The sequence below is a fragment of the Cryobacterium sp. Hz7 genome, from assembly GCF_004402815.1.
In the GTDB taxonomy this organism is placed as follows: domain Bacteria; phylum Actinomycetota; class Actinomycetes; order Actinomycetales; family Microbacteriaceae; genus Cryobacterium; species Cryobacterium sandaracinum.
This window is the reverse complement of the sequence record NZ_SOFB01000026.1, coordinates 58,917-71,101: the sequence shown is the minus strand read 5'-3', so window position 1 is coordinate 71,101 and position 12,185 is coordinate 58,917. Positions and strand designations below refer to the sequence as shown.

The 12,185-nt window shown below is 67.8% G+C and carries 12 protein-coding genes; 6 read left to right on the top strand and 6 right to left on the bottom strand.

Annotation, left to right across the window (positions count from 1 at the left end):
• Positions 1 to 4: 4 nt before the first annotated feature.
• Together E3N86_RS06270 and E3N86_RS17710 are read right to left on the bottom strand one after the other, a co-directional pair.
• Positions 5 to 1,249, bottom strand: coding sequence for a PTS transporter subunit EIIC (locus E3N86_RS06270; RefSeq protein ID WP_104099479.1), 1,245 nt, complete (start codon positions 1,247 to 1,249; stop codon positions 5 to 7).
• Between the two features lie 57 nt (positions 1,250 to 1,306).
• The gene (locus E3N86_RS17710) at positions 1,307 to 2,056 is read right to left on the bottom strand and encodes a GntR family transcriptional regulator (RefSeq protein WP_134374105.1); all 750 of its coding nucleotides are present in this window, start codon (positions 2,054 to 2,056) and stop codon (positions 1,307 to 1,309) included.
• Between the two features lie 171 nt (positions 2,057 to 2,227).
• Here E3N86_RS17710 and E3N86_RS06260 point away from each other — a divergent pair, with 171 nt between their 5' ends.
• A complete protein-coding gene (locus E3N86_RS06260) occupies positions 2,228 to 2,500 on the top strand; it encodes a glucose PTS transporter subunit EIIB (protein WP_255408595.1) in 273 nt (90 codons plus the stop codon).
• The gene (locus tag E3N86_RS06255) at positions 2,497 to 2,997 is read left to right on the top strand and encodes a PTS glucose transporter subunit IIA (protein WP_104099477.1); all 501 of its coding nucleotides are present in this window, start codon (positions 2,497 to 2,499) and stop codon (positions 2,995 to 2,997) included. The genes E3N86_RS06260 and E3N86_RS06255 overlap by 4 nt, the downstream gene beginning before the upstream one ends.
• A 298-nt stretch (positions 2,998 to 3,295) precedes the next feature.
• Here E3N86_RS06255 and E3N86_RS06250 read toward each other — a convergent pair whose 3' ends face one another.
• Positions 3,296 to 3,946, bottom strand: a complete 651-nt coding sequence (locus E3N86_RS06250) for a cob(I)yrinic acid a,c-diamide adenosyltransferase (protein WP_134511575.1) — start codon at positions 3,944 to 3,946, stop codon at positions 3,296 to 3,298.
• A 137-nt stretch (positions 3,947 to 4,083) separates the two neighbouring features.
• Between E3N86_RS06250 and E3N86_RS06245 the strand changes: the two genes are divergently transcribed.
• Positions 4,084 to 5,793, top strand: a complete 1,710-nt coding sequence (locus tag E3N86_RS06245) for a BCCT family transporter (protein ID WP_134374109.1) — start codon at positions 4,084 to 4,086, stop codon at positions 5,791 to 5,793.
• Positions 5,794 to 5,821: 28 nt separating this feature from the next.
• Here E3N86_RS06245 and E3N86_RS17325 read toward each other — a convergent pair whose 3' ends face one another.
• A complete protein-coding gene (locus E3N86_RS17325; protein WP_241980798.1) occupies positions 5,822 to 7,438 on the bottom strand; it encodes an ADP-ribosylglycohydrolase family protein in 1,617 nt (538 codons plus the stop codon).
• A gap of 335 nt (positions 7,439 to 7,773) precedes the next feature.
• Positions 7,774 to 9,306 carry a GGDEF domain-containing protein gene (locus tag E3N86_RS06235; protein ID WP_134374111.1) on the bottom strand — a complete coding sequence of 511 codons (1,533 nt, stop codon included), beginning with the start codon at positions 9,304 to 9,306 and terminating at the stop codon, positions 7,774 to 7,776.
• Between the two features lie 27 nt (positions 9,307 to 9,333).
• On the opposite strand from E3N86_RS06235, the gene E3N86_RS06230 reads away from it, so the two are divergent.
• Both E3N86_RS06230 and E3N86_RS06225 read left to right on the top strand, forming a co-directional pair.
• Entirely contained in the window at positions 9,334 to 9,528 is a 195-nt protein-coding gene (locus E3N86_RS06230) for a hypothetical protein (protein WP_134511574.1), read from the top strand.
• 188 nt (positions 9,529 to 9,716) lie between these two features.
• A complete protein-coding gene (locus E3N86_RS06225; RefSeq protein WP_134374113.1) occupies positions 9,717 to 10,001 on the top strand; it encodes a glutaredoxin family protein in 285 nt (94 codons plus the stop codon).
• Between the two features lie 62 nt (positions 10,002 to 10,063).
• On the opposite strand, the gene E3N86_RS06220 is transcribed toward E3N86_RS06225, so the two are convergent.
• The gene (locus E3N86_RS06220; RefSeq protein ID WP_134511573.1) at positions 10,064 to 10,915 is read right to left on the bottom strand and encodes a hypothetical protein; all 852 of its coding nucleotides are present in this window, start codon (positions 10,913 to 10,915) and stop codon (positions 10,064 to 10,066) included.
• A 185-nt stretch (positions 10,916 to 11,100) separates the two neighbouring features.
• On the opposite strand from E3N86_RS06220, the gene E3N86_RS06215 reads away from it, so the two are divergent.
• A complete protein-coding gene (locus E3N86_RS06215) occupies positions 11,101 to 12,147 on the top strand; it encodes a sigma-70 family RNA polymerase sigma factor (RefSeq protein WP_134511572.1) in 1,047 nt (348 codons plus the stop codon).
• Positions 12,148 to 12,185: the final 38 nt, after the last annotated feature.

Genomic DNA, 12,185 nt, shown 5'->3' with positions numbered 1-12,185 from the left:
TGGACTAGACCGACGTCGAGGAGGCGGAGTCCGGCGCACTGGCGTCGGGCACCTCGTCGTCGCCGCGGCCGGGGGTCTTCAGATTCCACTTGCGGATCACGAAGCGGAACAAAAAGTAGTAGATCGCGCCATACGCCAATCCGATCGGGATGAGCAGAAGCGGCTTCTCGGCGAGGCCGAAGTTGAGCACGTAATCGAACAGACCCGCGCTGAAGCTGAAACCGTCGCGGATACCCAGTGCGTTCACCAGGGCCATCGACGTTCCGGTGAGGAAGGCGTGGATGACGAAGAGGGGGAACGCCACGAACATGAACGAGAACTCCAGGGGCTCGGTGACGCCGGTGAGCATGGCGGTGAGGGCACCGGAGAGCATGATGCCACCGACGATTTTCTTTTGGGTCGGCTTCGCCTCATGCCAGATGGCCAGGGCTCCAGCGGGCAGGGCGAACATCATGATCGGGAAGAACCCGGTCATGAAGGTTCCGGCGGTGGGGTCGCCGGCGAAGAACCGCGCGATATCGCCGCTGGCGCCGTTGTAGTCGCCGATCACAAACCACACCACGGAGTTGAGGATGTGGTGCAGCCCCACGGGGATGAGCAGCCGGTTGGTGGTGCCGTACAGGAAGCCGCCCCAGATGTCGTTGGAGGTGACGACATCGCCGAAGGCAGTCAATCCGCCGGCGAAGGCCGGGTAGACGAAGCTGAGCAGAACACCGAGTGCGAGCGCCACCACGGCGGTGATGATCGGGACGAAGCGTCGACCACCGAAAAAGGCGAGGTAGCTGGGCAAGGAGATGCGGTGATATTTCTGCCAGAGCACCGCAGAGACGATACCCATCAGGATGCCGCCGAGCACGCTGTAATCGACGAGAACCTGGGGGTCACCCTTGGCCGGCAGCCCCAGTACGAGAGGCGACATCGCCTCACCGACCTTGGAGAAGACGAGATAGCCGACCACGGCCGCGAGGGCGGTCGAGCCGTCGGACTTCTTCGCGAAGCCGATCGCGACGCCGACCGCGAAGAGCAACGGGAGGGCCCCGAACAGCGCCCCGCCCGCCGAGGCGATGACGGCTCCGCCCGTTTCGAAGCCCGGAATGGCGCCGAGCAGGTCAGGCTGACCGATGCGGAGAAGCAGCCCGGCGGCAGGCAACGCCGCGATGGGCAACATAAGGCTGCGGCCGACTCGCTGAGCCTGGCCCAGGCCCGGTATTTTTCGTCGCGTCCCGGCGTCTTCGGTGATGCTGGACATGAATTCCTCCTGTGATGGGTGTGGTGTGTGGGGCCCGGTCTCATGCCGGGCCGGAGATCAGAGCTGGTGCCGGAGATTCAGGGTCATGTGAATCTGGTAGCGATCACCGCGGTACCAGGACGTGACGTACTCGATGGCGGCTGACCCCGCCGACGAGGTGCGCCGGAAGACGATGAGCGGCGCCCCCGCGGTGACGCCCAGCGTCTCCGCGAGTTGGGGACCGGCAGCATCCGCCCAGACCGCCTGCTCGGCGTTGTCGATGCGCAGGCCGTATTCGGTCGCGAACGTCGCGTACAGGGAGCGGGTGAGGTCTTGCTCGCCAAGATTCGGCAGCAGCTCCGCCGGATAGTAGCCGCGTTCGAGGGCCATCGGGGTGCCGCCGGCCAGCCGGAGCCGTTCGACGACCTGCACCCGGGCGCCCGCGCCCAGACCGAGTGCCGCCCGCACATCGAGCGGTGCCTCGATCAGCGCGGTGGCCAGCAGGAGTGTTGCCGGAACAAGGCCGCGGCGGCGCATGTCCTCGGTGAAGGAGGCCAGGTGCAGATCGCTCTGCACGCGCTCGCCCGCCACGAAGGTGCCTTTGCCCTGGATGCGGTAGAGCAGACCCTCCTCGACCAGCTGACGGATGGCCTCCCGCACGGTCGACCGGCTGACGCCGTATTTCGCCATCAGCTTGCGCTCGGGCGGAATCGCGGCGTGTGGAGCCAGGGTCTCCTCGACCAGATCCTGCAGGATCGAGCGCAGCTGCGTTTGCTTGGACACCGGCCCGGCTGCGAGCATTGAACTCTCCTCCTGGGTCTGGCTCATGGCGTTGCCTTTCACTTGTTGATCGGTTCGGTCGGCGTCGAGCCCGAGTGGTGTAGTACCACTTCCACTGAGTGGTCCGTACTGGTACGATCCAATAGTTAGATCATGAAGGCAGGGCACCCCACTTGTCAACACCGAGTGCGGCCCGGGCCTTCGATCGAATCAAAGTCGATGAGCCCGTCGCAGTGCCCACCACAGAAGGAACAGAAGATGACTAGCAAAGCCGCGCAGATCCTGGCCGCCCTCGGCGGAAAAACCAACATCGTCGAAATCGAGGCGTGCATCACTCGCCTGCGCACCGAGGTGACCGACCCCGCGGCCGTGAACGAGGCGGCGCTCAAGGCCGCCGGAGCGCACGGTGTCTTCCGTTCCGGCACCATTGTGCAGGTCGTCGTGGGCCCCGAAGCCGACAACCTGGCCGAGGACATCGAGGACCTGCTATGAGCCCGGCCGCACCCGTGAGCGCCTCCGTGGTCGCCCCAGTCATCGTCCTTTCCCCTGTGCCCGGCCGCGCTGTGGCGCTCGCCGAGGTGCCCGACCCCACCTTCGCCCAGGCCATCGTGGGCCCGGGCGCCGCGATCGACCCGCCCCGCGGCGTGGTCGACGCCATCGCCCCGATCAGCGGCACGCTGCTCAAGGTATTCCCGCACGCCTACGTGATCGTCTCCCCCGACGGTCTGGGTGTGCTTGTGCATTTGGGTATCGACACCGTCGAACTGCACGGCGAGGGCTTCACCCTGCGCGCACAGCAGGGCGACCACGTCTCTGCCGGCGACATCATCGTCACCTGGGACGTGTCGGCCATCGAGGCCACCGGGCGCAACCCGATCGTGCCCGTGATCATCCTCGAACAGAAGGCGGAGAACATCACGCTGGCGGATGCCGTCACGGCCGGCGCCCAACTCGAGTCCGGCGATGTCTTCCTGACCGTCACCCGCTGAGCGTCCACCGCTGACCGTCCACCGCTGACCGTCGACCGCGGACGCATCCGCCGGGGGATTCATGGCGCTGGCGCTGGTACTGGTACTGGTACTGGTACTGGTACTGGTACTGGTACTGGTACTGGTACTGGTACTGGTACTGGTACTGCTGCTGCTGGTACTGGTGCTGGTACTGGTACTGGTGGTGCTGGTGCTGGTGCTGGTACTCGTGCTCATCGTGCTGCCGCTTGCGGCTCGCCTGCGGCCAGGTCGGAGGTTACGCGGGAGGCCGCGTCGCCGATCTCGGAGAGCAGCACCGTCAGGCGCCGCCGGCACCCGTCTCCGGACGGTCGTCGCCGACCTCTTCCTGCGCCATCGCCCGAGCCGAAGCCTCGGGCACCCACATCACGTCGCCGTGCTCGGCGTTGGCTCCCCGGGCCAGCACGAACATCAGGGACGACAGCCGGTTCAAGTACCGCGCGGTGAGCGGGTCGACGGAGGTCGGGTGCAGGTCGATGGCAACCCACACCGCTCGCTCGGCACGGCGCACGACGCCACGCGCCTGGTAGAGCAGTGCGGCTGCGACCGTTCCGCCGGGGAGCACGAAGCCGCTCAGGTCGGCGGCCTGCTGCGCAAAGTGATCGACAGCACGCTCGAGCCGGACAAGGTGCGACTCGCGGATGCGTGCCGGCGCCGGCTCGGGGTCGTCGAGGGGCACGGACAGGTCGGCCACCAAATCGAACAGGTCGTTCTGCGCGCTGGCGAGCGTACTGGTCACCTCGATGGGCAGGCCACCGGCAGCCATGGCCAAGCTGACGGCCGCGTTGGCCTCGTCGCAGGCTTCGTAGGCGGCGACACGCACGTCGGTCTTGGCCACGTCGCCGTGCCGGCCGAAGGTGGTGCGGCCGGAATCGCCCTTGCCGGTGTAGAGGGCCGGTTGGGCCGGTGCGAATTCTCCGAGGTCAGCCATAGCGGACACTATAGTAATCGCCGCGCCATCCGCGTAGCGTTTAGGCGAGCCGCAAGCAGTTTTCTTCTCGCACCTCCCGCGGCAGTGACGTGACGGGAACTGTCCGATCGACGGGTGTTCGATCACCGAGGAGCGATATGTCCAAGGATTCAGCAGATGGCATCGAGTCGGAACTCGGGGACGCGGTCAGTGAACCGCACCGAGAGGGCCTGGGCACCATCGACAAAACGGTTTTCGGCGTTTCCGCCGGCATCATCGTGGTGATCTGTCTGGTCGGGGTGATGTTCACCGAGACCGTGGGCGACGTTTCGGCATCCGTTCTCGGCTGGGTAACCGGCAACCTCGGCTGGTTGTTCATTCTCGGGGCGTCGGGCTTCGTCATCTTCTCGTTGGTGCTGGCCTTCGGTAGGTACGGCAGCATTCCGCTCTCCCGCGACGGGCAGAGCACCGAGTTCTCGACAGTCTCCTGGGTTTCCATGATGTTCAGTGCAGGCATGGGGATCGGGCTGATGTTCTTCGGCGTGTACGAGCCGGTCACCCACCTGGCGACGCCGCCGCCGTTCGTCGACGCACCGGCGAACAGCCCGGAGGCTGCCAACGCGGCCATGGCGTACACCTTCTTCCACTGGGGTCTGCATCCGTGGGCGATCTATTCGGTGGTCGGCTTGGCCCTGGCCTACTCCACCTACCGGATGGGCCGCGGCAACCTGATGAGCGCTCCGTTCCAGGCCCTGTTCGGCAAGGAACGGATCGAGGGCAAGGGCTGGGGCAAGCCGATCGACATCCTGGCGATCATCTGCACCCAGTTCGGTTCGGCGACGTCGCTCGGGCTGGGCGCACTGCAGATTGCGGCCGGTGTCTCACTGCTTCGTTCCGGGCAATTCGAGGAGGAACCCGGAACGGTCGTGCCGATCATCATTATCTGCGTGCTGACCGTGGGGGTCGTGTTCTCCGCGGCGAGCGGGGTGGCGAAAGGCATCAAGTGGTTGAGTAACACCAACATGGTGCTGTCGGCCCTACTCGTCGTGTTCGTCTTTGTGGTCGGCCCGACTGTCTTCATCCTGAACCTGTTGCCGTCGTCGATCGGCGTCTATCTGGCCGATCTCGTACCGATGAGCTTCCACTCGGCGGTGTTCGGCGGCGAGGAGTGGCTGGCGAGCTGGACGATCTTCTACTGGGCGTGGTGGATCTCCTGGACCCCGTTCGTGGGCACCTTCATCGCCCGGATCTCCCGCGGCCGCACCATACGTGAGTTCATTCTCGGCGTGCTTCTGGTGCCGACGGGGGTCAGCATCCTGTGGTTCGTCGTCTTCGGCGGCATGGGATTGAACCTGCAGCTGAACGGTGTCGACATCGCCGGCACCGGCAGTGCGGCGGCCGGCTTCTTCGCGGCGTTGCAGCAGTATCCGTTCTTCATCGGCTCGGCTCTCGTAGTGATGGTGCTCACCGCCGTGTTCTTCGTCAGCGGGGCGGATGCGGGCGCTCTCGTGCTCGGGACGCTGTCAAGTCGCGGTCGTAAGGAGCCCTGGAAGCCGCTGGTGATCCTCTGGGCGATCCTCACCGGCGCCGTCGCTGCGGTTCTGCTGTTCGTGGGCGGGCTGGGTGCCCTGCAGACGTTCACCATCCTGGCGGCGACCCCGTTCGTTCTGATCATCATCGGGCTGTGCGTGTCGCTCTATGTGGATCTGCGTCGTGACCCGTTGCGCCAGCGCACCGTCGGGCCGGTGCGCACCTCCTCGGAGGCGCTGGGCGCGGTCCCGTTCACGAATGCGACCGCAGAGAGCATCGACCTGGGCCTGCAACCGGATGCCGCGTCTCCCCTCGACCCGGATGGCCATCGGCCCTGAGACCGGCTTGTTTTTGCAGGCCGATCGCTCACGCCTCGGACTTGAGCGCCTGCAGGAACGCGGTGTTCGGATGCGCGTGCGGCAGGACATCCGTCACCTCGCGCAGCGCCTGCTCGATCGGGATCCCCCGGTGTCTCGCAGCGTAGAGCGCACCAACCGCGGGCGTGCGACTGACCGCTTGCACGCAGTGCACGAGCACGGTGCGTCCCTCGGCGCGCAGGGCCGCGATGACATCGACGGTGTCCGTGAGCACGAAGTCGAGGTTGGGGTTGGCCTTCTCTGCTGGCTCGTCGATCAGCCAGACCGCAACCTTGTTCTCCGCACGGATGCGGTCGGGAACCTGTGTGCGGCCGACCCGGCAGAGCGACACGACGGCGTCGATTTCCACCGGCAGGTCACCCAGGATGCCGATCGCACCGAGCCAGACACCATCGTCGTGCGGGTGCCGCACGAAGGTGGAAATGTCGCCGGAGGTGGAGTAGGGCAGGTGATCGGCGGTAGGCCAGGTGGTGGCGGCACGGTCTTTGCGGGACCGACGGTCGAGTACGGCCACGTCGCGGCGCTTGGCTGCACCAGGCTCGTTCCGGTCGGTGCTGGCCCGGTCTCGGCGCTCGGCCAGCACCGGGGACCCCGACACGCTCGACCATCGGGATCGCCCACCGTTCGCGCGGGCGGCCAGCACACCGCGGCGCACCAGTTCGTCGGCGCGCAATCCGCCCGGCCAGCCGTGCACGATGCGGCGCCAGGCGGCCGGCACCGCGGATGCGCCATAGCGCGCCCCGAGCAGCCCGCCGGCGATCGCGGCGACCGTGTCGGTGTCGCGGCCGCCGCGCACGGCGATCTCGAGGGCGTCCTGCAGGTGCCCGGCGGGGGTGGCGGAGACGGTTCCCGCGCCGGAAGCGCCACCCGGCGCGCTCCGTGGCTGAATGATCGCCGACCAGGCCGCCTGCAGCGCCTCCACGACCCAGCCGTTCCGGCTGAAGTCGGAGGGAACGCCGGCCTCGGCCACGACGAAGCGCGCCTCCCAGAGCGCGCGGCGTTCGGCGGGCAGGGCGTCAAGGCCCACCCGAACGTCGAGGGTGCCCTCGAGCACCGCGTGCCGAATGGCCAGGCACCAGAGCACGCAGGCGTCGCCGGCATCCGTTTCATAATGGGTGAGCGTGCTGATCGTGCGGGCGACGCCGGCGAGCGCCACCGGGTCGTCGAGGTAGGCGAGCGCCACGGGCGCCGTGCGCATGAGCGAACCGTTGCCGCCGCTGCGGCCGTGCCGGTCGTGATGGGCACGGGCGACGACGCGCACCGCGGATGCCGTGGGCTCGGTTCGGGAGAGCACCGCGCGCAGCTGGTTGCCCACGTCCGGTGCCGTGCGGGCCCACTCGACCCAGGCAGCCACGATCTCGTCGAGCACGGCCTCGTCGCGGAGATCGTGACCGGCCGCGATCGCGTTGACGATCGGCACGGCCATGGAGGTGTCGTCGGTCCACTCTCCGGGAGCCCAGTCGAACCCGCCGCCGCCCCTCATCGTGACCACGGCGTCGCTCGCTAGCGGCGGGCCGAACTCGTAGCCGGCGCCGAGGGCGTCGCCACAGGCCATGCCCAGCAGAACGCCGGCGGCGCGGTCCAGTTGTGCGGACGTCAGTTTCAAGCGTTTCCCCCGTGCAATCGTGCGATCGTGCAGTCAATGAAGTCGGGCTCCGGCTGGCCCGTTTTCCGGGCCCCCCGAGGCACAAACCCCCACGTCGAGCCTACGGGCGAAACGCCGCATCCGTCGCCGCCGCATTCGAGGGTCAGTGCCGGCCGTGAATCGGGGGTCGTTCGTTTCCCCGCCCACGGCCCTGCAGCACCTCCGCCCTTAACGAATTCGACGGAGATTTTGCCCATAAACCCTGTTTTCGGCCTCAAACCGACCCTTTCGGCAAAATCTCCGTCGAATTGGTTCAAGGCCGGGCACGGCGCTCTGGATGGGGGGCTCCTCGGGTTTTACGCCGCCGACAGCACCACGGCGGTAACCATCTGGTCCCGGCCGGAATCCTTGGCCTGGTAGAGGGCCGCGTCGGCGCGCGCGAGCCAGTCCGCCACGGTCTCGCCCGGGGAGAGTTCGGCCAGGCCGACGCTCACAGTGCAGGCCAGATCGGGCGCCAGGGCACCCCAGTGGTAGCCGCGAACGGAGGCCAGCAGACGCTCGCACGCCTGCTCGGCACACTCCAGGGTGGTGTCCGCGAAAACGAGCAAGAACTCCTCGCCGCCCACGCGCACGGCCATATCACTGTCCCGGGTGACGGCGCGCAACAGGGTGGCCATGGCGTTCAGCACCTGGTCGCCGGTGGCGTGCCCGTGCTCGTCGTTGACCCGCTTGAAGTGGTCCATGTCGATCATGGCCACGCAGATCGGTTGCAGGGTGTCACGGGAGCGGCCCATCAGGGGCGGCAGCTGGCGGTCGAGCGCCCGGCGATTGGGCAGTCGGGTCAGCGGGTCGGTGTTCGCCTGGTGGTCCAGATCGTCGGCACGGATGCGCAGCCGTGCCGCATCGAGCTGCGACCGCTCCGCCTCGTGGCGGGCCTGCTCGATCCCCAGGGTGTTGATCAGCATCTGGGACTGGATGCCGGCCGTCTCGGTCGTGCGTTTCAGGATCAGGGCGTGTAGCTTCTCGAAGTGCCCGAGCGCCTGCTCGAACCGGCCGGACTCCTTGTGCATCTCGAACAAGGCCTGCTGCAGCTTGATGTGCAGAGCCGGATCGTCGTCGAGGGCGGCGACCCGCAGCTGGGCGTTCATCATCGCGGTTGCCCCATCGAGGTCACCCTCAGCCCTGGCCACCTCGGCCAACTGCGCGTCGTTGTTCTCCTCGAGACTGCGGAACCCGTGCGCCTTCGCCAGACAGCGGGCCCAACCGGCCTGCTCGCGGGCCTCTTCGTGCTCGCCGAGTTCGATCAGGATGCTGACCAGGTTGGTGCGGGCGATGCTCTCGTAGAAGTTGTGCCGTTGGGCGTGGGCCACGGCCACGGCCTCCCGCACGAGCAGGAGGGCCTGCTTCAGGCCCATCTCCACGTTCATGCCCTGGGCGCTCTGCCTCTGAGCCTGGATCAGGCAGGTGTCACCGAGGTTGTTGAGACCCACGAACCGCGCCTCGGGGTCGTCGATCGTGCGCGTGAGGCCCAGCGCCTGCCGCCCCAGTTCGAGCGCCCTTTCGGACTCGCCCATGCCCTCGTGCACCATCGACGAACGGCTGAGCGCCCAGAATTCGGCCAGGGCGCTGCCACTGCCGCGGGCCGTCTCCACTGCCGCGAGCACGTGGCGCAGCGCCGGTTCGTAGAGCCCCGTGTCGCTGTAGGCCAGCACCAGGGTGCAGTGCACCTTGGACTGCCGCAGCAGATCGCCGGTGCCGTCCAGGAACTCCAGCGCCAACAGTCCCTGCTGAACGGATGCCTCATAGTCGCCCAGTCGCAGCCGATGCAGCGCCAGCAGTTCACGGGCCTGCGCCTGCTGCAGCAGCGTCGCGCCGGCCCGGGCCAGCACCGCCTCGGCCTGCCCGACACCGTCGAGATGGCTCCCGCTCGCGCTCGATCGCTCGCAGTCGGCGAGGAGGTCGTCGATCGAGGATTCTGGCGCTGGTTCTGGCGCTGGTTCTGGCGCTGGTTCTGGCGCTGGTTCTGGCGCCTGTTCTGGCGCCTGTTCTGGCGCCGGCGCTGCGTGAGGCGCTGCTGGTCGTGGCAGGTCGATGGCCGGTTGTCCCCCTGAGTCTTGTGCGGCATCCTGGTCTGAATGCATGTTCAGTCCCCCAACTGTTCGTGCTCAGACTGAACCTAGCAGTCGGCCTGCCTCAAAAACCCGGTTCTCGAGGGCATCGACGATGGCCCTCTGCCCCAAAACGAGGCGCACGCACGCCGACCCGCGGGGCACTCAGGGTGCCGACCTAGGATGAGATCATGACCGACCTCGCCGCTCCCCCTGTTTCCGACGCCCAACGCCTGACCGTGTTCGGGGCGGAGTGGTGCGGCGACTGCCGCCGCTCGAAGAAACTGCTCGATACGCTGAACGTCGACTACGACTACGTCGACCTCCTGCTAGTGGGGGACGGCGCCGACCGTGCCCACGCGATCAGCGGCCGCACCCAGATCCCGGTGATCCTGTTCCCGGACGGCACCCACGTGGTGGAGCCCAGCGATTCGACTCTGCACGCGAAGTTGACCCAGCTCGGCAGCATCCGCTAACCGGCTCGCTCGCCCTCTCCGCAGCGGCAGCCGGCTCGCCTGCCCGAGTGCCCGCGCCCGATTCAGGGGAAGTAGTCGGCGAGCACGCGCGCGGTCACGAGCGCGAGCTTGCGGTCGAGCCGCTCATACAGGGGCATCAGTGCCGTGGCGCCCGAGGTCGTGTGCACCACCCCGGCAGAGTCGAAGATCGCGATCGGCTCGAGGTCGCGCAGCAGCGCCCAGAACGGCTGGTAGAAGTACACGCTGCGACCGCCCGCCTCGAACTCATCGAGGGTCATCGCGACATACTCGGCCCGCGCCCGAACGGTGGAGGGGAAGTCGCGGAAGAACTCGCATCCGGGGTTTTCCGGATCTTCGTCATGCAGCATGGGCGCCGGAACCGCGTACCACTCGTACCGGTCGTTGGTCGCGGTGGCCAGCGCGCTGGCGATCACCCGGTAGGTCAGCGCCCGGGCGGACGTGGCCGGTGTGGTCTTCGGGATGCCGAGTCCGGTCGCCACCTCGATACGCTTGACGATCGTGTGCGGGTTGAGCGCGGCCAGCATCTGGATCCAGCTGATTTTCTGCACCACCCCGTCGACCAGGAATTTGCAGCCGCCCTCGAGGTCCCACTGCACGCTCATGCCGTCCTGCTCGTCGTGCACGATCAGGAGGCGGTCGGCCTCGTCGACCTCCACCCCGGAGATGCGGAGATGCGGATGCCGCCGCACCAGTTCGCTCGCGATCCACCACATCTGGGCGGTGAGCAAGCGGTCCGCCGGTGGGTGGTAGACCTCGTAGCCGTCGACCTCGCTCTCGCTGACGCCGCCGCTGTCGCCGCTATCACCGCTGTCGCCGCCGCTGCCGCCGCCACTGTCGCCGTCGCGGCCGGGCAGAAAGTTCTCGCCGGAATCGTTTGACTCTGCATCACTCATAGTCGCGTCCCTCCACTCGATGCGGCTCTGCCCGCTCATCATCGTCGATCCGGGCCCCGAGCGAAACTCCCCGTTCGAGGTCGGTCGGCGCACGGGGTTCCTGCACAGCCGGACCCGTGCGGTGATTCTGCACACGCTGTGTCGGCCCCGAGGTCCCGACCCCGGCCCGCGCCTACGGTACCGGCATGACCATCGCCGCGAGCCGTTCCCATTCCCGTCACCGCTTCTCCGCCGATTCCGTGGGCGCCTACCTGCACGAGATCGGCCGTGTGCCGCTCCTGACCAAGACGGATGAGATCGAGCTCGCCCAGCGCATCGAGGTCGGGCTGCTCGCAGCGGAGAGACTCTCACGGCTTTGGCCGGGTGCTTCCGGCGAGGGGGCCGCCGACCTCGGGGAGGAGCTCCGCTGGCTCGCGGCCGACGGCGGGCGGGCCATGAATCACCTGATCTGCGCGAATCTCCGGCTGGTGGTGTCCGTGGCCCGGCACTTTACCGGCCGCGGGCTCGACCTCCTCGACCTGATCCAGGAAGGCAATCTCGGCCTGATCCGGGCGGCCCCGCGTTTCGACCACACCCGCGGTTTCAAGTTCTCGACCTATGCCACCTGGTGGATCCGCCAGAGCATTCAACGCGCTCTGGCCGACCAGGCCCGAACCATCCGTCTCCCGGCCTACCAGGTCGAGGCGCTCACCGCCCTCAACCAGGTGCAGCACCGGCTGCGGCAGCAGTTCGGCCGCGACGGCACCATCGCGGAACTCGGCCAGGCCAGCGGGCTCACCACGCAACAGATCCTGACGCTGCGGAACCGCACCGGCCAGCCGCGGTCGATCGACGCCCCGGTCTGGGCCGACCTCGGCAGCGGCCTCGAGAACGTGCCCTTCGGCGACACCATTGCGGATGTCGCGGCGCTCGACCCGTGCGACGCCGCCGGCCGCACCCTCCTGCTGGAGCGCCTCGCCTGCCACCTCTCCCTCCTGCCCGACCGCGAAGCCAGCGTCCTGAGCATGCGGTACGGCCTCGGCGGCGACATCCCGAAGCCCCGGCGGGAGATCGGAGCGCACTTCGGTGTGTCCTACGACCGGGTGCGGCAGATCGAGCTGCAGGCCCTGGCCCGGCTGCGGTCTCCGTTGGCCTCCGGGCGGGTTCCCGGGGCGCGGGTCAGCGCCAGCGCGGAGACGGCGGAACGGGGCGGCGGCAGAATCGCGGCAGCATCCGTTTCTCGAAGTGCTTGACGGCGAATCCTCCGCGAGCGTAGCTTCAAACTGTTGCC

What these genes read in the sequence shown, in the direction of transcription:
- E3N86_RS06220 (WP_134511573.1), bottom strand. Translation starts at nt 10,915, where the DNA reads ATGAGTGATGCAGAGTCAAACGATTCCGGCGAGAACTTTCTGCCCGGC.
- E3N86_RS06230 (WP_134511574.1), top strand. Translation starts at nt 9,334, where the DNA reads ATGGCTCCCGCTCGCGCTCGATCGCTCGCAGTCGGCGAGGAGGTCGTC.
- E3N86_RS06255 (WP_104099477.1), top strand. Translation starts at nt 2,497, where the DNA reads ATGAGCCCGGCCGCACCCGTGAGCGCCTCCGTGGTCGCCCCAGTCATC.
- E3N86_RS06215 (WP_134511572.1), top strand. Translation starts at nt 11,101, where the DNA reads ATGACCATCGCCGCGAGCCGTTCCCATTCCCGTCACCGCTTCTCCGCC.
- E3N86_RS06250 (WP_134511575.1), bottom strand. Translation starts at nt 3,946, where the DNA reads ATGGCTGACCTCGGAGAATTCGCACCGGCCCAACCGGCCCTCTACACC.
- E3N86_RS06245 (WP_134374109.1), top strand. Translation starts at nt 4,084, where the DNA reads ATGTCCAAGGATTCAGCAGATGGCATCGAGTCGGAACTCGGGGACGCG.
- E3N86_RS06225 (WP_134374113.1), top strand. Translation starts at nt 9,717, where the DNA reads ATGACCGACCTCGCCGCTCCCCCTGTTTCCGACGCCCAACGCCTGACC.
- E3N86_RS17710 (WP_134374105.1), bottom strand. Translation starts at nt 2,056, where the DNA reads ATGAGCCAGACCCAGGAGGAGAGTTCAATGCTCGCAGCCGGGCCGGTG.
- E3N86_RS06270 (WP_104099479.1), bottom strand. Translation starts at nt 1,249, where the DNA reads ATGTCCAGCATCACCGAAGACGCCGGGACGCGACGAAAAATACCGGGC.
- E3N86_RS06260 (WP_255408595.1), top strand. Translation starts at nt 2,228, where the DNA reads ATGAGCCCGTCGCAGTGCCCACCACAGAAGGAACAGAAGATGACTAGC.